Annotated in this window: 16 protein-coding genes; 7 read left to right on the forward strand and 9 right to left on the reverse strand. The window is 37.6% G+C overall.

Translation table 11 applies throughout. From position 1 onward, the window contains the following. Positions 1–131 precede the first annotated feature (131 nt). Both ACZZZW_RS18120 and ACZZZW_RS18125 read left to right on the forward strand, forming a co-directional pair. Entirely contained in the window at positions 132–332 is a 201-nt protein-coding gene (locus ACZZZW_RS18120; protein ID WP_055905433.1) for a DUF3606 domain-containing protein, read from the forward strand. A 142-nt stretch (positions 333–474) separates the two neighbouring features. Beyond that, positions 475–1,113, forward strand: a complete 639-nt coding sequence (locus ACZZZW_RS18125) for a YciE/YciF ferroxidase family protein (RefSeq protein ID WP_463495500.1) — start codon at positions 475–477, stop codon at positions 1,111–1,113. A gap of 509 nt (positions 1,114–1,622) precedes the next feature. Here ACZZZW_RS18125 and ACZZZW_RS18130 read toward each other — a convergent pair. The 4 genes from ACZZZW_RS18130 to ACZZZW_RS18145 form a co-directional block, all read right to left on the reverse strand. Beyond that, positions 1,623–2,486 carry an OmpA family protein gene (locus tag ACZZZW_RS18130; protein ID WP_055905436.1) on the reverse strand — a complete coding sequence of 288 codons (864 nt, stop codon included), beginning with the start codon at positions 2,484–2,486 and terminating at the stop codon, positions 1,623–1,625. A 73-nt stretch (positions 2,487–2,559) separates the two neighbouring features. Continuing rightward, entirely contained in the window at positions 2,560–5,073 is a 2,514-nt protein-coding gene (locus ACZZZW_RS18135) for a beta-L-arabinofuranosidase domain-containing protein (protein ID WP_463495503.1), read from the reverse strand. A gap of 360 nt (positions 5,074–5,433) precedes the next feature. After that, positions 5,434–5,826 carry a nuclear transport factor 2 family protein gene (locus ACZZZW_RS18140; RefSeq protein WP_463495505.1) on the reverse strand — a complete coding sequence of 131 codons (393 nt, stop codon included), beginning with the start codon at positions 5,824–5,826 and terminating at the stop codon, positions 5,434–5,436. Between the two features lie 113 nt (positions 5,827–5,939). Next, the gene (locus ACZZZW_RS18145) at positions 5,940–7,925 is read right to left on the reverse strand and encodes a sialate O-acetylesterase (protein WP_463495507.1); all 1,986 of its coding nucleotides are present in this window, start codon (positions 7,923–7,925) and stop codon (positions 5,940–5,942) included. A gap of 218 nt (positions 7,926–8,143) precedes the next feature. Here ACZZZW_RS18145 and ACZZZW_RS18150 point away from each other — a divergent pair, with 218 nt between their 5' ends. Both ACZZZW_RS18150 and ACZZZW_RS18155 read left to right on the forward strand, forming a co-directional pair. Then, entirely contained in the window at positions 8,144–8,458 is a 315-nt protein-coding gene (locus tag ACZZZW_RS18150) for an RNA recognition motif domain-containing protein (protein ID WP_055905448.1), read from the forward strand. Between the two features lie 168 nt (positions 8,459–8,626). Continuing rightward, positions 8,627–9,880: a Na+/H+ antiporter gene (locus ACZZZW_RS18155; RefSeq protein WP_463495510.1), complete on the forward strand. Its 1,254-nt coding sequence runs from the start codon at positions 8,627–8,629 to the stop codon at positions 9,878–9,880. A 142-nt stretch (positions 9,881–10,022) separates the two neighbouring features. On the opposite strand, the gene ACZZZW_RS18160 is transcribed toward ACZZZW_RS18155, so the two are convergent. The 3 genes from ACZZZW_RS18160 to ACZZZW_RS18170 are packed head-to-tail and all read right to left on the reverse strand — an operon-like array spanning position 10,023 to position 13,965. Then, positions 10,023–11,699, reverse strand: a complete 1,677-nt coding sequence (locus ACZZZW_RS18160) for a sodium/sugar symporter (RefSeq protein WP_055905454.1) — start codon at positions 11,697–11,699, stop codon at positions 10,023–10,025. A gap of 39 nt (positions 11,700–11,738) precedes the next feature. Beyond that, positions 11,739–12,890, reverse strand: coding sequence for a galactokinase (locus ACZZZW_RS18165; protein ID WP_055905456.1), 1,152 nt, complete (start codon positions 12,888–12,890; stop codon positions 11,739–11,741). A gap of 13 nt (positions 12,891–12,903) precedes the next feature. Then, entirely contained in the window at positions 12,904–13,965 is a 1,062-nt protein-coding gene (locus ACZZZW_RS18170) for a UDP-glucose--hexose-1-phosphate uridylyltransferase (protein ID WP_463495512.1), read from the reverse strand. A 163-nt stretch (positions 13,966–14,128) separates the two neighbouring features. On the opposite strand from ACZZZW_RS18170, the gene ACZZZW_RS18175 reads away from it, so the two are divergent. Continuing rightward, positions 14,129–14,827 (forward strand): NUDIX hydrolase, encoded by a 699-nt coding sequence (locus ACZZZW_RS18175; protein WP_055905458.1) that lies wholly within the window; start codon positions 14,129–14,131, stop codon positions 14,825–14,827. 86 nt (positions 14,828–14,913) lie between these two features. Then, positions 14,914–16,725 carry a glycoside hydrolase family 15 protein gene (locus tag ACZZZW_RS18180; protein ID WP_463495514.1) on the forward strand — a complete coding sequence of 604 codons (1,812 nt, stop codon included), beginning with the start codon at positions 14,914–14,916 and terminating at the stop codon, positions 16,723–16,725. Between the two features lie 6 nt (positions 16,726–16,731). Here ACZZZW_RS18180 and ACZZZW_RS18185 read toward each other — a convergent pair whose 3' ends face one another. Beyond that, positions 16,732–17,502, reverse strand: coding sequence for an SDR family NAD(P)-dependent oxidoreductase (locus ACZZZW_RS18185; protein ID WP_463495516.1), 771 nt, complete (start codon positions 17,500–17,502; stop codon positions 16,732–16,734). Between the two features lie 234 nt (positions 17,503–17,736). On the opposite strand from ACZZZW_RS18185, the gene ACZZZW_RS18190 reads away from it, so the two are divergent. Then, complete coding sequence (locus tag ACZZZW_RS18190; RefSeq protein ID WP_463495518.1) at positions 17,737–18,264, forward strand: OmpA family protein; 528 nt, start codon at positions 17,737–17,739, stop codon at positions 18,262–18,264. Positions 18,265–18,763: 499 nt separating this feature from the next. On the opposite strand, the gene ACZZZW_RS18195 is transcribed toward ACZZZW_RS18190, so the two are convergent. Further along, on the reverse strand, positions 18,764–19,618 hold the full coding sequence (locus ACZZZW_RS18195) for a glycoside hydrolase family 16 protein (RefSeq protein ID WP_463495520.1): 855 nt from the start codon (positions 19,616–19,618) through the stop codon (positions 18,764–18,766). Between the last annotated feature and the right edge of the window lie 147 nt (positions 19,619–19,765).

A 19,765-nucleotide genomic window follows, 5' to 3' on the forward strand; every position in this document is an offset into this window, starting at 1 on the left:
CGCAGAAAGCGTATAAAACAAAGAATTACGCAACTAACTGATTAACATGTTGTTATTTTAAATAAAAAAAGTTATTTTTATAAAACAAAAACGAGCTTGTATTGTTATTTACCGAATTAATCATCCCAATTATGAAAAATCTCAACCAAACATCAAGCATTAAAGAAGAAATCATCTTATTATCTGAAGAAACAGACCGAAATTATTGGGCAGACCGTTTAGGAGTAACATCAGAAGCACTTAAATCTGCAGTAAGGGCAACAAGATGCATTACTTTAAACCAGGTAACTGCTTATTTAAATCAGCAAAAGCAAACCATCAGTATTTCATAATTCTTTGTAAACTACATTATAAAATATTTATTTGCGCAGAAGCATTGGCCATTGGTTGATGCTTTTTTTATTATATGAGATTGTTTAAACCTTTTATCAAAAGCCATGGTTCTTTATACAAATACCTATAAAAAATAGAATTATGGCAACCACAACAAAAACAAGCACAAAGTCTACCGCTACAAAAGCAAAGACACCAGCAAGCAAAACAGCAGGCGCTGCTACAAAATCATCATCAGCGAATTTAAAATCTTCGACAAAACCTCAGAATAAAACTGGTAAAATGGAAGATTCTGAATTCCACAAGTTTTTTGTAGATGAATTAAAAGATATTTATTGGGCAGAACAACATTTGGCTAAAGCATTGCCTAAAATGAAAAAAGCTGCAACCAGTAGCGAATTGGCTGCTGCATTTGATAAGCATACTGCAGAAACTGAAACCCACATTGAAACATTGGTACAGATATTCTCTCTTTTAGATGAGAAAGCCAGTGCGAAAAAATGCGAAGCCATGGCTGGATTATTGGAAGAGGCCAATGGAATTATTGAAGAAACAGAAAAAGGTACAATGATTCGCGATGCTGGATTAATTTTAGCAGCGCAAAAAGTAGAGCATTATGAAATTGCTACTTACGGTACCTTAAAAGTTTTTGCTGAAAATATGGGCCATACAGAAGTGGCTGATTTATTGGCGCAAACTTTAGAGAATGAAAAAGCTACAGATGTAACTTTAACAGAAATTGCTGAAAGCTTCATCAATCAAGAAGCAGCTGCAGAATAACACACTGTTATTTCTCATTTCAATAATTTGTATTGAATAACAGTAAAGATTCTAATTTTCGCTGTTGCAATACCGAAAGCAATTTGAAGATAACGCTAATAGCGATCGTTTTCAGATTGCTTTTTTTTGTGTTCCGAGGTCTTCTTCAGAATACATAACCAAGTTTATTCTTTTTCGAGAAATGATTATAATTACGAAAGAAGAACAATATCTGGTATACGTATCTTTCTATGTTTTAGGCTAAATATCGATTTTCTTTAATATTTATTTGTTTTACATAATAAAGTCGTCAATTTAAAGGTATAAACGATTAAAAAAGCTATAGTAAAGAACAAATTAAGCTACTGAATTTCACCTAAAGTTTTAAAGAAGTATGGAATACAAAATGCTATAAAATTGCTTTCGACCAACGTTCCATTATAACTTAAAAAAAAATCAATCAACATATTATATAAACAAAAAAGGGTTGAAAAATTAATTTCAACCCTTTTTTGTTTTTTATCTAAAATTTATTTTTGAGATTGCTCAGGCGCTTTACCAATCAGATCCATAAACTGATCTAACTTAGGCGTAATAATAATTTGGGTACGTCTGTTTTTGGCCTTACCTCCTGCTGTTGCATTATCGGCAATTGGATTAAATTCTCCACGTCCGCCAGCTGTTAAACGCTTAGGATCAACCGCATATTTTGTTTGTAATACCTGTACAACTGATGAAGCACGTAAAGCACTTAAATCCCAGTTGTTGCGGATATTGGTTTGGGTAATCGGCACATTATCAGTATTACCTTCGATTAAAACATCATATGTATCGTAATCTTTAATGATTTTGGCTATTTTACTTAAGGTTTCTCCTGCTTTATCAGATACTTCATAGCTACCAGATTTGTATAGCATGTTATCAGCCAAAGAAATGTAAACTACACCTTTAAGTACCTGCACATCAACATCTCCAAGTTCTTCACGACTTAATGAACGGGTTAAGTTATTGGTTAACACCATATTAAGTGAGTCGCTTTTATTTTTAGCATTTACCAATTGTTTAATGTACTTGTTCGAACTGTTTATCTCATCAACCAGTTTAGAAATGTTTACATTCCCCTGGCTACTCGAATTTAAACATTTGTTAAGCGCATCCTGTAGAGCGGTAACATTGGCTTTTTCTGAAGCAATCTGCTCTTCTAAACTTTTAACTCTGCTGGTCGTGCCACTTAATTCGCGTTGGCTATCCTGATATTTATTGCTTAGTTCCTGATTTCTTTCTCTCAGTTTTGAATAAGTATCCTGGAGCTCGGCATATTTTTTATTGCTTACGCAACCTGCTGCAAGTGCAATTCCAAAGAGCATTAGGGGTATTGATTTGTATAATTTCATAATTTTATTTTTAGTTATTGATAATACGTTAACAAATTCCTTGCCGCAATGTTTTTTATCGTGTTTATTGGAGTTAAAAAGCGTTAATCTTAACAGAATCAAAGCTGGCCAAAGCTTTGTAAGTTCTTAAACCGATGCTGCCAGATTTGTATTGGGCATCTGTTGCAGATAGTATTGGTTTCGCTGATCCGTTAATAAAAACGTCAAATTTATCCCCTTTGGCCACTATCTTTAATGTATACATTTTGTTCATCTCAACCGGGTATTTTCCCGAGTTCAGAACAATCCATTTTTGATCGCTCGCCTTTCCTATTTGTACGGTTCCATTAAGTTGATTCAAACCAACATAATAACCTTCATAGGCATCAGCACCAATTGCCGGATTAGAAACCCTGAACATCAGGCCTGCATCGCCAGCAGTATTAATTTTAACATCGGCCTGATAGATAAAGTCTTTAAAATCTGTTCCATTGGCCACATATTTAGCACCGTTTATGCCATAACCGCCTGAACTTGCATTTGAAGCTGAATTTACCTGACCATCTTTCCAGAACCAACCGCCACCATAAAAAACCCAATCAGAAGCCATTCCATTTTCAAAATTTTCTGTTAAATTCTTATTCACTTTTTTAGGCTGACCAATTACCGGAAAACAGCTTAACCGTATATTTTCAGATCCATAGGGTACCAAGGTAATTTCTTCATCCTTTTCATTTGATATAACGGGGCTGTAAGGCACATCAAAGGCTGAAACCTTATTGTAACCCATGCCCCAGGATGGAATTTTTTTACCCATCACTTTTAATTTTACAGGAGAATTTGTTGCAATGAAAGGATTTTCAGTCATGGTTGATTTTACCACTTTAACTGCATGATTGAGGTTGCCGTTATTTAAAGATAAGCCATAATTCCATGCCGATTCCGGCCGTATTTCATAATCTGTAAAACCAGGAACAGGATGCGTTTTAGTAATTTTATTTGAAGCTTTTATTTCGAGTGCATACACAATAGGGCCACGTGTGATACTTACCGAGTTATTTACCTGTTTTTGCGTGGCGATTTCCATCGGAAAATCAAGTGTCAATTGATCCTGATCTTTCCATTGGCGGTTAATTGTAAACATTTCTCCAGCTTTTACACCAGTTAGTATCTTTCCATTTAAGGAAATTGTTGGTTTTACACTCCATGAAGGAATTCTTAAGATAAGCGGGAATGCTGTTGAAGTTTGAAGATTAATTTTTAGTTTGATCTGTTCTTCAAAAGGATAATTTGTTTCTTCGCTAATTTTTACTATTTTATTTCCGGCAACCAACGTTTCAATCTCCATTGGTCCGTAAGTAATTATTGCAAGGCCATGATCGGGTGTTGCTACCACGCTACTTTTAACAAAGTATGGCCAGCCCATGTGCATATTATAACGGCAACAGCCATAACCGGAATAGGGACTGGAAACAATACCGGAACTATAATCCTGATTAAAACCATGTTCGCCATGCACGCTTTGTACCTGATTTGGCATGGTGTAATAGGAATGATTTTTAAAATCTCTACTAAACTGAGCGGGTAAGGCATTAAAAGCTACTTTTTCCAACTGATCGCCAATGTTTGCATCATGAAGCACTTTTGCAGCTGTTTCCAAACTTTGCATCCATTCTACCACTGTGCAGGTTTCTACACCTTCTACACTACTGGTGCCTGCTAAAAATTCTGTTCCCGAACCTAAGCCTTCTGGTTGACCATGATCGTGCATAATGTGTTTTATGCCTTTGGCCAGTGCATCCCGGTTTGTTAAATTATCCTCTAATTGTGCGTAAACAACCGGAAATTTTAATGCCTGAGCAACATTTACCATATGTTTTGGCTGAAAATCATCACCATAAAAGTAAAACTCATTATTGGTGTAAATATCGATCCAGGGGTAAGCCTGCTGCTTTAATTTTTCTACCAATTTTAACAGGTCCTGATCTCCTGTTTTATTGTAAAGCCAAATGGCAATTTCCATGTTATCACCAGCTCTAGATTTTCCCCACTCTTTTAATGGATCGGCATCGAGATTTGCCAGTTCGTATTTAAAATATTTAGATAAAAAAGGAATTACCCTTTTATCGCTTGTAGCTTCGTAATAACTTTGCAGCGCATACATCATTGGCATGCGTGGCCACCAATCTTTCATTTTTGGCGGGCCGAACAATCCATTGGCCTGCTGACTGTTTAAAGTCCATTCGATATATTTTTGAGCCTTTGCTTTAAGGGCAGCATCATCTAAGGTGTAAGCTAAAGCCACCAAACCTTTAACGTAATATGGTACACGCTCCCATCCATTACCATCTCCGCCGAGCCAATCAGAATCTTTTCCTAAATTATCTTTTTCCGGATAGAGTTCTTCTGCCATACCAGTTGCCCCATCCCTTTGTTGCTCAAGCTGTTTTAACAACCATCCTTTGGCTTTTATGCTGCCTATTGGCAATTGTACATAAACGCCTTGTTTTAATGGTGTTTTATTAAATTCGGTTAAATTTTGCGCTTTTAAGGTATTAATGGATATACAGGAAACCAAGAAACAAATTGAGGTTACTACTTTTTTCATAAAGGGATTATTGGTTAGATCATTATGCCATAAAACTAATCATTATGAACGAATAATAAAACGTTTTACTAAACTAGCTTTGAAATAATCTTAATCAAATACTGATCTTGAAAACCTTGCTGAACAGCTCATTACCGCAATTGGTTAAATAAATAAATTGCACAGTTAGTTAGGTAGTATTTTACAACTATTATGCTTTATTCATCAATTTTACGTCTTGGTTATGGGCTAATTTTAGTGCCAGCTGACCCTGAGTTTGGTAAAAGATGAGATTAGTTTTATATTAGATTTAGAGAGCGTTAATTTAGAATCGGGGGGTAGCCATTGGTTATTCCCCGTTCTTATTTTTTAGCTAATCTTTTATACAGGAATGCTGGTGCAGCTGGCCGAAATTACTTTCCATTCTTCGCGTACTTTCCCCCAAACACGTAACCACTGGTATTTGCCGTTGAGTAAAATATCCGAATAACTTCCTTTTATAAACAGGCATGCCGAAACAATAACTATGGATTCGAAAACACGTATCTCGCGCCTGGATACATCGATTTTATTGATCCTTACCATACCGGTTCGATAAGCCTCCATATCCATTTCCTTATCCAGTACGTTACCATATTGATCATGAAAAAGCATTCCATCGGCAAACAACAAATCGAGTGTTGGCAGATCTGTTTTTTTAAACCCATCTAGTAATTTTTCTTCAAGCTCGGCAATCAGAAGAATTGTTTGCTGATCGGATAAAGTGTTTGGCATAATTTCCGGTTAGGCAGTAAAAGTATAAAGTAAGCCACAAAGAATTATGGATCTTTAAATATTGCCTGCATTACACGGATTTGCACACACAAATTGCACAAATTTTAGGTAAATTATTTCTTTCCGAAGGTAATGCCCTGCCAGGTATCGGTTCTAAATGGCGAAGCTGGCAAACCATCGTTACTAACAAGATTGCATATCGGATTATTTCCCCAGGCGTAGCGGACGGCAACAGGATTTGCCACCTGGCTGCTACTTACTACTACCTGATTGCTTTGAATGCTTGCTTTTGCCCAATAAAACTTTTTATCAGCCCCTGCAATGGCAAAACCTGTTAATTCTTTATCACCTCCGGCCTTTAATCCGTTTTGCGTATTTAAAAAAGACAATCGAATCTGTTTCCCCTCGGTTTTACTGCTTTGGTAAACAGGACCTGAATAGTTATTTTTTTGTCCGTAAGTTTTAGCAAGCGCAATTAACCCCAATCTTCTGCCTACTTCCTGCTTATTTTTAGGGTGAATATCTTTTGCTTCGCCAATATCGATAATGGTTGCCATACCTGTATTTGGTAATGCCAGTGTTTTTTGCTGTGCTTCTCTCAATTCGGCCCATGCCGATTCTACCGGAGTGTTATCTACCTGCATAAAATTAGCCAGTTGCACAAAATAAAATGGAAAATCGCCTTGCCCCCATTTCTGACGCCAATCTTTAATCATTGTAGGAAACAAATCACGGTATTGATAAGCTCTATCGGCATTGCTTTCTCCCTGATACCAAATGGCACCTTTTATTGACAACTGGAGATAAGGGTGCAACATGGCGTTATACAAAACGGTTGGTCGGTTAGGGCCATTGTCTTCATAGGGTTTTGCTGCTATATTTTTAAAATCAAGGCCAACTTTATATTTCCAATCGCCGGTTAATGATATTTTATCTCCTGCATTATTGGTTAAATTTAATTCTTTGGCTTCACCATATATACCACCGCCACCACTGCTATCAAAAACCCTTACGGTTATAATATTCTCGCCTGGTTTAAGTAAATCTGCAGGAATAGCATAGGTACGGGCGAGGTTCCATCCTGCTGTTTCGCCAACTTTTACACCATTAACAAAGGTGATATCATTATCATCAATGGCACCTAAACTCAATTTGATGCCACTTGTTTTCCAATTTTGAGGGATGGTAATCGTTTTGCTAAACCATACGATACCATCGAAATTTTTAAGTGCTGCATCTTCCCATAAGGTTGGCAAATTCATGTTTTTCCAATTTGTGGTTTCTGCGGTGGCCCATTTTAACTGTCCGGCCTGGTATCCCGAATCTTTATCGATGGTTATTTTAATCCAGTTTTGTAATTTTTCCTCGTAAGAAACAGTTGAAGGATTTGTAGCTTCTGCTTTAATCTTATCCACTGCGGCAGAAAAATCGGTCATTTTTTTAAGTGATCCGGCACTCGTCCAGGCTTCGGCAATTGTTCCTCCCCAGGAGGTATGAATCAATCCGATCGGAATTTTTGTTTTTTCGTAAACTTCCCTGGCAAAGAAATAAGCCGTAGAAGAAAATTCGGCAATGTATTTAGGGCTACATTCCTGCCAGCCATTATTTGCGACTTTAGCATCAGTCAAAGGAACATTACTGGTAATGTGCTCTGCCTGTAACAAACGGATATTTGGGTATTTAGCATCGGCAATTTCTTTTTCATAATTAAGAATTTTACCCCATCCTGCAAGTGGCATTTCCATATTAGACTGGCCTGAGCAAATCCAAACATCACCAATTAGTACGTTATTAAGCACAAGTAATTCGCCATCAGAAATGGTGATGGTGTATGGGCCACCGTAAGCGGGCGTTGCAACTTTAATTTTCCAGTTGCCGTTGGCATCGGTTATGGTTCCATAATTTACTTTATTCCATGATACATTTATTTTAACAGCTTTACCAGCAGTGGCTTTACCCCAAATGGCTGCATTCGTTTTTTGCTGCAAAACCATATTATTACTGAAAACCGAAGGCAATAAAATTTTAGCTTGTATAAACTGTGAACTGAATACTAGAAACGCGATTAGAATTACAGATTTTAACCTATAGTTGCTCATATTTTACCTATTTTTTGATGATTAGAAAGCGAATGTACATTTTCTGTGGCTCAACATCAATACATATATCTGCTGATCATTGATTTATGATAAAAATGAATCAAAATTCATTCAATTAGTTTGGGTAAGAATATCATTTTGCTTATTTTGCAGGTCTAAAAGAACAGCTCTGGATTTAAGATCAATTCTACCGGACGTTCTCTCAAATTAAAGCATAAATGGTTAAGATTTTTATAGGTGGCCTTCCGGACAATATCCAAGAAATGGATTTGGCAATATTGGCCAGCCTCCACGGTAGAGTAGAAACGATTAAAATTGTTCGCGATAGATCAACGGGAAAGTGCAAGGGCTATGCTTTTCTTGAAATATACAGCCTGCCCGATGCTAAAAATATTGTTTCTACCTTAAATGGGGAAACTTTTAAAGGCAATGTGATTACAGTTAAAATTTCTGAAGAAGAAACTCCTGCCAAAACAGCAAAACCACAAGGCAGTCAACCATTTAAAAGTAAAAGGCCAAGGTTACAGCGTTAATCTTTTTTCATGTTGTCATTTTAAATTTCTTCATCTATAATATAGAAGTTCCTGATTTTTATTTGCTTCTATTGATTAGTTTTTGACTCAAAACTTTGTAATGCCATACTAAACGTATATTTTGTGCCTGTTGTTTTGATACTGATTAAACAACCGACATAAACAGATATGGAAAATTACGCCATTGTAATATTTATTTTAGCGGTAATGATTGGCCTCTCATCCATTGCCGATCGCATTAAAATCCCCTATCCTATTTTATTGATTGTTGCCGGTATTGCCGTTGGTTTTATGCCTTCTTTACCGCCTATTGATATTAATCCTGAAATTATTTTTCTGATTTTTTTACCTCCATTGCTTTACGATGCTGCTTTTAACATTTCGTTTAAGGAATTTAAAACGAATATCAATACCATATTTGCGCTGGCCATAACACTGGTTTTTATAACCGCTATTGGGATTGCTGTGGTTGCACATTACATGATCCCTGGGATGAGCTGGCCGATATCTTTTGTATTGGGTGCTATTTTATCGGCTACAGATGCTGTTGCGGCCATGAGCATCACCAAGGGCTTAGGCTTATCGCACAAAACGAATACGATACTGGAGGGCGAAAGTTTGGTAAATGATGCTTCTGCATTGGTAGCATATCGTTTTGCGGTAGCTGCTGTAACCGGCACCGCTTTCGTTTTCTGGAAAGCATCGCTCGAATTTGCCATTTTAATGGTTGGAGGCTTTTTAGTGGGTGTAGTAATGGCAAGAATACTGGCTTTTATTATTGAAAGAATACATGATAACCGACTGGCAACCATTAGCTTTTTATTGTTAATGCCTTTTGTAACCTATTTAATTGCAGAAGAAATACATGTTTCCGGAGTAATTGCCGTGGTGATGCTGGGTTTGGGCATATCGAGATTCAGTAATATGGTATTTCCTGAAGCGCTTAAAAACCAATCGAAAAATATATGGGACATCATTATCTTTTTATTGAACGGACTCATTTTTATCTTAATCGGGTTGCAGTTTCCTTATGTATATAAAAACATAAACAGTGGAGATATATTACCTTATATCGGCTATTCGCTGGTAATTACCGTTGTGGCTTTACTATTGAGAATGGCCCGTGTTTTTCTGCAAAGGTTTAATCTGCAAAAAGCTTTTCAGAAAGGGAAACACCGGATTACCGAAGATGCATTATTGGATTTTAAAAATAGTTTAATCATCAGCTGGTCGGGTATGCGCGGAATAGTATCATTAGCTATTGCAATTGGATTACCTGCAACATTAGCTGATGGAAGTGCTTTTCCGCAACGTAATGCCATTATATTTATATCGGTGGTGGTGGTACTTTTTACACTAATTGGGCAAGGACTTACTTTACCCTGGTTGGTTAAAAAGCTGGCTACTGATGAGGAAAAGTAATTGCTGTTAACAATCTAAATTATAATTAACTGGCAAGTTCAAATTTCACTGTAAAGCTATTTCAGCATCTTACGGAAAGATCATAAATAAAAAGGGATAAAATCTTCCGACTTTATCCCTTTTCTAAATATTAAGCAATTGTTTACCAGTACACACTGTAAAGTGCAACCAATAAACCAACAATCAATAGTGCACCTACTGCAAAGCTGGTTGATGTTTTGAACATTTTGGCATCAATTGCAAGTCCTTTTTCTTCTGCTTTAGCTTTATTACTGGCCATACTGATGATGAACATACCTGCAATACAGAAAATAAATACGAAGCCCATACGATCTAAAAATGGAATTTCGTATACGCCGGCTGCATTTTTAACAGAGAAACCTGATTTCGACAACCAAGAAAGATCGGCCATGTTAGGGAGGAATTTAAGGAAAATAGATAAGCCGAAACCACCAATGGTTGCAAACAATGCAGCACCTGATGTTGCTCTTTTCCAGAAGAAACCTAAAATAAACATGGCAAAAATACCAGGTGATACAAAACCTGTATATTCCTGAATGTATTGAAAACCACCTTTTTTATCAATCCCTAAAAATGGTGCAATGATTACACCAAGAAACATAGCCACAACAATAGAAATTTTTCCTGTTGTTACCAGGTTTTTTTCTGAAGCTTCTACATTTAAAACTTTTTTATAAATATCCAAAGTAAAAATGGTGGCAATACTATTTGCCTTACCAGCTAATGAAGCCACAACGGCAGCTGTTAATGCAGCGAACGAAAGTCCTTTTAATCCGGCAGGAAGCAAGTTTAACAATACCGGGTAAGCACGATCCGGATTTACAGAACCGCCCTGAATCATTTCGGATTGAAATGCACCATCTTTATATAAAACATATGCTGCAATACCTGGCAATACCACAATAATTGGCATTAACAGTTTTAAGAAAGCGGCAAAAAGAATACCGCCGCGTGCGGTTTCCAAATTGGCACCTAAAGCACGCTGTGTGATGTACTGGTTACAGCCCCAATAATTCAGGTTTACAATCCACATACCGCCAACCAATACGCTTAATCCTGGTAAATCTATATAATTCTCATTATCAGGCTTTAAAATCATGTGAAAATGTTCTGATGCTTTAGAAGTCATTAAACTATAACCTTCAAAAATACCAGTTGTGCCATAATGGGTAGATACAAGGTTTAAAGCCAGGTAAGTTGTTGCCAAGCCGCCTAAAATCAAGAAAAACACCTGTATTACATCTGTATAACCAATTACTTTCATCCCTCCAAGGGTAATGATAATGGCAAAAATTGCAATTGCATACATACAGAAGTTAAGGTCGAAACCAGAAATACTGCTTACTGCCAATGCACCTAAATAAAGGATTGAGGTAAGGTTAACCACCACATACAGCAATAACCAGAACACAGCCATAATCATAGCCACGGTACCGTTATAACGCTGATGCAGAAACTGCGGCATGGTGGCAATTTTGTTTTTGAGGTATACGGGAATGAAAAATACCGCAACCACCACTAAGGTTAGTGCGCCCATCCATTCGTAAGTGGCAATGGCCAAACCCATTTTAAAGCCTGAACCGCTCATTCCGATAAACTGCTCTGCAGAGATATTTGATGCAATTAACGATGCACCAATGGCCCACCATGTTAAAGAGCCTTCTGCAAGAAAATAATCTTTGGAACCTGTGGATTCTGATTTTTTCTTATTGTAAATGTAGAGCCCGTAAGCCGCTACAATAACGAAATAGACTGCAAATACAATGTAATCTTTCGTGTCTAATAAATTGTTTTTCATTGATTTATTTTGGTTAGTATACCTTGAGTAATTTTATATTTAATTGTATAAACTGGTTCCATTATCGGTTTGTACGGTATAAGCATCAAGCTTTAAACCAAACTGCAACAAATATTTAGCGGCTAGTTCTTCCGTAAGCTCGTCAATTTTTTCTTCTTTAACAATATTAATGGTACAACCACCAAAACCGCCGCCCATCATCCTGGCACCCAACACATAATCGAGCGGTTTAACAGCCTCTACCAGAAAATCCAATTCTTTGCAGCTTACTTCATAATCTTTGCTTAAACCTTCATGTGTTTCAAACATCAGGTTACCCAAACCTTTTAAATTACCGTTTTCGAGCTGTTCTGCAGCGGTAAGCAAACGGCCGATTTCTTTAACCACGAAACTGCATTTGGTATACACTTCTAAATCTTTTGGTTTTACAAGTGTTTCCAGCATGCTCAAATCAACATCCCTTAAGGTATTTACATTTGGGTATTGCTCCCTAACCCAGGCCACCCCCTGCTCGCATTGTGCTCTTCTTTTATTGTATGCAGAATCTGCAAGCGCATGTTTTACATTGGTATTTAAGAGCAAAAGCTTATATCCATCTAATTTTAGTGGAATGTAAATGTGTTTCATCGATCTGCAATCGAGCATAATGGCCTGGTCTTTTTTGCCAAATACAGATGCAAACTGATCCATAATGCCACAATTTACGCCTGCAAAGGTTTGTTCTGCCTTTTGTGCAATTAAAGCAATGTCCATTTTCGGAACGTTAAGCGAAAAAAGCTGATCGAGTGCAAATCCTGTAGCACACTCTACAGCAGCAGATGAGGATAAACCTGCTCCCAGCGGCACATCTCCATCAATGTAATAGTTAAAGCCACCCAACTGGTAACCTCTTTCTTTTAATTGATCGGCAACCCCTAAGATATAATTGGCCCAGCTATTTTCGGATTTTTTCAGGTTTTTTACAGATGAAATATCAAATTCCTGGTAACTTTCTGAAAATAAATGGATTTCATCATCTTCTCTTTTAGATATGGCTACATAAATGGCTTTATCAATCGCAGCCGGCATCACAAACCCGCCATTGTAATCAGTATGCTCACCGATAATATTGATCCTTCCCGGCGAACGTACCAAAATCGGTTCGGCATTGAAAAGTTTTTTAAATGTACTTTTTAAATGTTGTGCATTCATTATTTAATAAATTTTAGTCTTCAGCCTTGCTGATTTTATAGTGGATTGTAGACATTTCTTTTAAACGGTTGGCGGCAAACTCGGGGGTGATATCACGCTGTGGATTAGCCAGCATTTCATAACCTACCATAAATTTTTTAACAGATGCCGAGCGTAATAATGGTGGATAAAAATGCATGTGCCAGTGCCATTCGGGGTAATAACCGTTATTTACAGGTGCCTGGTGCATACCTGCCGAGTAAGGGAAAGAGGTTTCGAAAAGGTTGTCGTATTTGGTTGTTAATATTTTAATTGCTTCGGCCAGTGATTTCTTTTCGTCAGCAGTGAAAAGCTTAATGCTGTTAACGTGACGTTTACTGATAATCATGGTTTCGTATGGCCAAACTGCCCAAAAAGGCACCAATACTGCAAAATGATCATTTTCGAATATAATGCGCTCATTTTTCTTTTGCTCCAGCTTTAAATAGTCGGCCAGCAAACTCCTCCTATGGATGGCGTAATAAGTTTTCTGACGCTCAGTTTCTTTGGCAATTTCTAAAGGGATATCACTCTGCGACCAAATCTGGCCATGTGGATGAGGATTACTGCAACCCATTATTTCGCCTTTATTTTCAAAAATCTGAATGTATTTTATCCATTCATGTTCTGCCAGGCTATTAAATTCATTCTGCCAAACATTTACCACGGCAGTTATCGCCTCTACACTCATTTCTGGGAGCGTTAAGTTATGTTTAGGGCTAAAGCTGATTACCCTGCAAAGGCCGCGCTGGTTAGTGGCTACCAACAAATCATCTTCATTCATCCTGCCTTCGGGAGTATCTTCGAGCAGGGCAGCAAAATCATTGTTAAAAACAAAGCTTTCAGTATAATCAGGATTGCTATCGCCATCTGCCCTGCCATTGCCCGGGCATAAATAACATTTAGGATCATATTCTGGGCGGTTATCAGGCGTAATGTCTTCAACCTTACCCTGCCATGGTCTTTTAGTGCGGTGTGGAGATACTAATACCCTTTCGCCAGTTAATATATTTAACCTGGTATGCGGGTTACTATCGAGTTCGAATGTTTGGTTCATTTTATATTTTTCAATTGGTTAGAAAAAAGAAAGCCACTTAGCTTAACCCATCTAAGCCGCCAAATTATAAAATTAATATTAATTGTCAAAACGACAATTAATATTAATTTTTATATTCGTAAAAATTTGAACATATTAAGCCCTTTAAAACCTCTGACAAAAAATGATTGAATATTCCAGGCAGCCGCATTATCTTGTTGCTGTTGATTGCATTGTATTTGGATTTGATGGCGAACACCTAAAAATTCTGTTGGTTAAACGTGGTTTAGAGCCCGAAATAAACAAATGGAGTTTAATGGGCGGTTTTGTTGGTGCAGATGAAAGTCCGGATGATGCAGCGAACAGGGTACTCAAAAAAATGACTGGTTTAGAAGGCGTTTACTTGGAGCAGATGCAAATTTATGGCGAGCCCACCCGCGATCCTATAGAGCGTACACTTTCTGTAGGTTATTTTGCTTTAATCGACATCCATAAATATGAGGCGCAGTTAAATGATGATTATGAGGCGGAATGGTTTTTGATTAACGAACGGCCTAAACTCATATTCGACCATAACCAAATGGTTGCCGATGCGCGAACAAAACTAAGGTATAAGGCTGCGCTCCATCCTATTCTGTTCGAAATGCTGCCTAAAAAGTTTACCATTCCGCAATTGCACATTCTTTTTGAGGAGGTTAACGATACTAAAATAGATACGCGCAACTTCAGCCGTAAAATTACTTCAACGGGTTTATTGATTAAGTTGGCAGAAAAAGATAAAACAGGATCTAAAAAAGGTGCTTTTTATTTTAAACTGGATAAAAAGAAATATGCTGCTAATGCCCAGGCCTTTTTAAACTTAATGCCCAATTTAAAGAGTTAGCCATATGCTGTATCTTCAGCGCTTCTGGTGCTATAATAGGTAAAACAAAACCACGGTTTCATTCCTTTGGTAGGATATACTTTAATATGGCCAACCACGAGAAAAGAACATTCCAGCCGATAGAAAACTATGGTGTTATCGGCAACCTGAAAACTGTTGCGTTAGTTTCGCTACAAGGCTCAATAGATTTTTTGTGCGCACCCAGGTTCGATTCGCCCACTGTTTTTGCCACCATGCTGGATTCGAAAAAAGGTGGTTATTTTTCTGTGGAGCCACAATTGGAAAATTACACCAGCAAACAGCTTTACCTGCCCGGGACAGCGGTTTTATTAACGCGCTTTTTTGCTGAGCAAGGCATTGCCGAACTTACCGATTATATGCCACTTTCGAAAGAAACTGATTTTCCGAGTGCAATAGTGCGACAAATAAAATCAGTTAGGGGCGATATTACTTTCAAAGTATTTTGTGTGCCGAGTTTTGGTTATACCGAAAGTGAGCACAGTACCAAGCATGAAAACAATGAACTTGTATTTTTTTCTGAAGCAGAAAAACTGACCATCAAATTGAAAGCGGATGTGCCTTTACACATCAAAAAAGGAAGTGGTTACGCTGAATTTACCCTTCAGGAATCGAAAACGGTTCATATTGTTATGGAAATTATTGAGGCGGAAAAGGCAGACGCTCAATTAAACCATTATACTGAGCACGGTTACCGCAAGACAATTGATTACTGGAGAAGCTGGATTAATCAAACTACTTATAAAGGCCGCTATGATGAAATTATCAGAAGATCGGCTATAACATTGAAATTATTAACATCTGCTGAATTTGGATCTGTAGTGGCTGCACCAACTTTCGGTTTACCGGAAACCATTGGCGGCAACCGCAACTGGGACTACCGTTTTACATGGATCAGGGATGCTGCGTTTACCATGTATGCGTTTTTAAGGCTTGGCTTTTTTGATGAAGCTACGGCCTTTATGGAATGGATATTTAATTTATGCCACAAAATAGATTTACAATTGGTATATCAAATTGATGGCAATCCAAAAATTAGGGAAGTTGAGCTGGACCAACTTGAAGGTTACCAGAATTCTAAACCAGTACGCATTGGCAACGAAGCTGCTCAACAGTTGCAGATAGATATTTATGGCGAATTGATTGATACGGTTTATATTTATAACAAATCGCACAAACCGATTACTTATGAATTTTGGACATTGATAGAAAAACAGGTGGAATGTGTAATTAAACAGTGGAAAAAACCCGATCATGGTATCTGGGAAATCAGGAACGATAAAAAAGAATTTTTACATACGCGTTTAATGTGCTGGGTGGCCATGGATAGGGCTATAAAAATTGCAGAAAACCGATCATTCCCCTACCCTGAAAATGAATGGCACAGCATCCGCAGCGAAATTTACAAAGATATTTACCACAATTTCTGGAATGAAAAACTCGGTGCCTGGGTACAATATAAAGGCGCAGAACATGTTGATGCAAGCGCATTACTGATGCCTTTGACACATTTTATATCTCCCCTTGAACCACGGTGGCTTTCGACCATGAAAAAGATTGATGAAGAACTGGTGCTTGATGTTCTGGTTTACCGCTATATAAACGGAATGACTAAAATTGATGGCTTGGAAGGCGAAGAAGGCACTTTTAACATGTGTTCGTTTTGGTTTATTGAGGCATTGGCCAAAAGTGGAGAACTGGAACGTGCAGTAGAAAATTTTGAAAAGATGATCAGTTATTCCAACCATCTTTTATTGTTTAGTGAAGAACTTGGCCGTAAAGGTGAACACCTGGGAAATTTTCCGCAGGCTTTTACGCACCTGGCATTAATCAGTGCTGCCGTTGAACTAAATAAACAGCTTAATCGTGAAACCAGTTAAGTTTACTTACTGCTCTTCGTAATGGTAGGTTAAACCACCATCAACAAAATAAGTAGATCCGGTTACGTAGGCGGCATCATCAGAAGCGAGAAAAGCCACTACACCGGCTACATCTTCTACTTTTCCCATTCTTCTTAATGGAATATTTTGCAGCACTTTTTCCAATTGCGCTTTGTCTTCGAGTAAATCCTGGTTAATTGGTGTTGATACCGCGCCAGGTGCTACATTATTAATCCTAATGTTAAAAGGAGCTAATTCTGTGGCCAAATTTCTGGTTAGCATTCTTAAACCGCCTTTACTGGCACAATAGGCTGCAAAATGTGGAAATACAATCTCTTCATGAACGGAACTCATGTTAATTACCGCTCCTTCCACTTTATTTTTTCTACAATAATTTACAAACGACTGGATTCCGAAGAAAACCCCTTTTAAATTGGTGTCCAGTACCAGATCATAATCTTCTTCTGTTACTTCCCAAAAGTTTGCATTTTTTTCTACTCCGGCATTATTTACCAAAACATCTAAATGGCCAAATGTATCAACAGCGTCGGTAACGAGTTTAATGGCTTCTTTTGCTTTACTTAAATCGGCTACAAAAAAGGCTGCTTTTCTTCCCATCCCTTCAATTTCAGCAATAAGTTTTTCTCCTCTTTCATCAAATTTATGGCCGTTTAAAATAATATCACAGCCATCTTTAGCCAATCTTAAGGCACATGCTGCACCAATGCCCTGGCTACTTCCAGTAACTAAAGCTACTTTGTTTTCAAATCGGTTCATATCAGAATATTATAATAGATAAAGTAAATTTCAAGGAATATGTTTGAAGAAATAGCATTAAAAAAAGTCCTGACTGAAAATAAATTAAGTGAAAACAATACGAAAAACAGACTTCATTTTTTTAGGATAAAATGTAAAAATATAAGTTCTGCAAAAAAAGATCGTTATAGCTGTAATCATTTATTAGTATGTTTGGGCAACAAACACACAATAAACTTAAATTAATTTTAAAACATGAACATTACCAAAGACCTTTTATTTACCACGCTTATTGCATTGTTTACACTCACCATGTATTCTTGTAAAACAAAAAAACTGGCAGCAAAACCGGCTGCGCCTGTTGCAAAGCCAGCACCACCGGTTGAAGAGAAAAAACCAGCTCCGGCTCCTGAAAAAGAAGAAGCTCCGGCTCCTGAGGAAAAACCAAACTTTAATTTAGATAATATTCAGTTCGAATTTAATTCGTTTGTACTTAAAACTTCTTCATTCGCTATTTTAGATAAGGCCGTTGCTGAAATGAAAAAATCGCCAACCACCAAATTTATTCTTAATGGCCACTCCTCTGCTGAAGGTACACCTGATCACAATATGCAACTTTCCATAGACCGTGCAAATGCAGTAAAATCGTATTTTATTAATGCAGGTTTAAATGGCAGCAACTTTACTGTTGTTGGGCATGGAGAAAAGGAACCAATCAGCTCAAACGACAGTGAGGAAGGCCGAATGGTGAACAGAAGGACAGAAATTAAAGTTCAGAAGTAATTTTATTTAGACCTCGCAGGTTTTAAAAACCTGCGAGGTCTTTAAGTTATAAGCCTTTACACTACGCTCAGGGTAATAGACTACAGTAGAATAATCGGTATTGCGAAGTACGAAACATCTAAGCACGTTTGAGTAGCGATCGTTGTAAGATTGCTTCGTCGGCTGAAAAAGCCTTCTCGCAATGACGATACAAGTATTAGAAGTAATTATTTAGACCTCGCAGGTTTTAAAAACCTGCGAGGTCTTTAAGTTATAAGCCCTTCCACTACATTTAGGGTAAAAGATGAGTAGATGGATCGGTATTGCGAAGTACGAAACATCTAATCAAGTTTGAGTAGCGATCGTTACAAGATTGCTTCCTCGGTTGAAAAAGCCTTGCAGAAATGACGATACAAGTATTAGAAGTAGTTTTATTTAGACCTCGCAGGTTTTGAAAACCTGCGAGGTCTTTAAGTTATAAGCCCTTCGACTACGCTCAGGGTAACGTATTAAACAATATTTATTTTTGGTACACCCTAACGTAATCTATCTCCATACGATTGGGAAATTTGGTATCGTTCAAGGGGCCACCGTTCATACCACCCATTGCCAAATCAAATAATATATAATGGGGTTGTTTAAAGGGATGAAAATCTGATCCGTCGTCGTTTTTTAGGTCGCTTAACAAAGTTTTGTTCAAAAGCATTCCATCTACAAAAAGGCTGATTGCTTCACTATCCCAATCCATACGCCATGTATGAAATGCTGCAGCCCATTTTTTACCACCGAGTTCGCTAACTGGTTTGGTATTGCTATACCATTTTGCTTTCTTATTGGCACCCAAGCTTGCAATATTGGCCAGTAATTTACCTTTGTAATATTCCATAATATCAATTTCTCCATTGGCAGGCCAGTGGCCTTTCACTCCCAGCGTCCAAAATGCCGGCCAAAGACCATCAGAAATATCAATCTTCCCCCTCATTTCGAACCGGCCATATTGCCAGCTTTGCAAACCTTTGGTAATGATACAGGCAGAAGTATACTGGATGTTTTTTGGTTTTTTACGCCAATCGTTACTTCCTTCAGCATACAAGGGATTAGGTTTTTCTTCTTTTCGGGCTTCGATAATCAGTTTACCGCCCTTGCAAAAAGTATTTTCTGGTTGATACCATTGTAACTCTTCGTTGCGCACAAAACCTTTCTCATAATCCCAATTGGCAGGGTTGGGTTTTCCATCTTTTTCAAACTCATCACTCCAAACGAGTTTGTAACCTTCGGTGGAGTAGGCGTTAGAAAAATTTTGAGCTTTTTTTAGCGCACAGGATTGGATTAGTATTAGATTGAAAACGGCATATACGTAAATTTTAGCTCTCATAAAAATCAGCTTTATAAGCTAATTTAAAAAAAAATCGGACTATCAACAAAGACAGCCCGATTGAAAATTGATATCAAATTATCAAGTAAACCCAGGTATCTCAACCTGAGATTCTCACAGAACCGTACGTGATGGTCTCCCATCATA

The organism is Pedobacter sp. AC379 (genome assembly GCF_979258145.1).

Coding starts and splice junctions, on each gene's coding strand:
- ACZZZW_RS18125 (WP_463495500.1), top strand. CDS start 475: ATGGCAACCACAACAAAAACAAGCACAAAGTCTACCGCTACAAAAGCA.
- ACZZZW_RS18155 (WP_463495510.1), top strand. CDS start 8,627: ATGGAAAATTACGCCATTGTAATATTTATTTTAGCGGTAATGATTGGC.
- ACZZZW_RS18160 (WP_055905454.1), bottom strand. CDS start 11,699: ATGAAAAACAATTTATTAGACACGAAAGATTACATTGTATTTGCAGTC.
- ACZZZW_RS18140 (WP_463495505.1), bottom strand. CDS start 5,826: ATGCCAAACACTTTATCCGATCAGCAAACAATTCTTCTGATTGCCGAG.
- ACZZZW_RS18180 (WP_463495514.1), top strand. CDS start 14,914: ATGGCCAACCACGAGAAAAGAACATTCCAGCCGATAGAAAACTATGGT.
- ACZZZW_RS18145 (WP_463495507.1), bottom strand. CDS start 7,925: ATGAGCAACTATAGGTTAAAATCTGTAATTCTAATCGCGTTTCTAGTA.
- ACZZZW_RS18190 (WP_463495518.1), top strand. CDS start 17,737: ATGAACATTACCAAAGACCTTTTATTTACCACGCTTATTGCATTGTTT.
- ACZZZW_RS18175 (WP_055905458.1), top strand. CDS start 14,129: ATGATTGAATATTCCAGGCAGCCGCATTATCTTGTTGCTGTTGATTGC.
- ACZZZW_RS18170 (WP_463495512.1), bottom strand. CDS start 13,965: ATGAACCAAACATTCGAACTCGATAGTAACCCGCATACCAGGTTAAAT.
- ACZZZW_RS18195 (WP_463495520.1), bottom strand. CDS start 19,618: ATGAGAGCTAAAATTTACGTATATGCCGTTTTCAATCTAATACTAATC.
- ACZZZW_RS18130 (WP_055905436.1), bottom strand. CDS start 2,486: ATGAAATTATACAAATCAATACCCCTAATGCTCTTTGGAATTGCACTT.
- ACZZZW_RS18185 (WP_463495516.1), bottom strand. CDS start 17,502: ATGAACCGATTTGAAAACAAAGTAGCTTTAGTTACTGGAAGTAGCCAG.
- ACZZZW_RS18135 (WP_463495503.1), bottom strand. CDS start 5,073: ATGAAAAAAGTAGTAACCTCAATTTGTTTCTTGGTTTCCTGTATATCC.
- ACZZZW_RS18165 (WP_055905456.1), bottom strand. CDS start 12,890: ATGAATGCACAACATTTAAAAAGTACATTTAAAAAACTTTTCAATGCC.
- ACZZZW_RS18150 (WP_055905448.1), top strand. CDS start 8,144: ATGGTTAAGATTTTTATAGGTGGCCTTCCGGACAATATCCAAGAAATG.
- ACZZZW_RS18120 (WP_055905433.1), top strand. CDS start 132: ATGAAAAATCTCAACCAAACATCAAGCATTAAAGAAGAAATCATCTTA.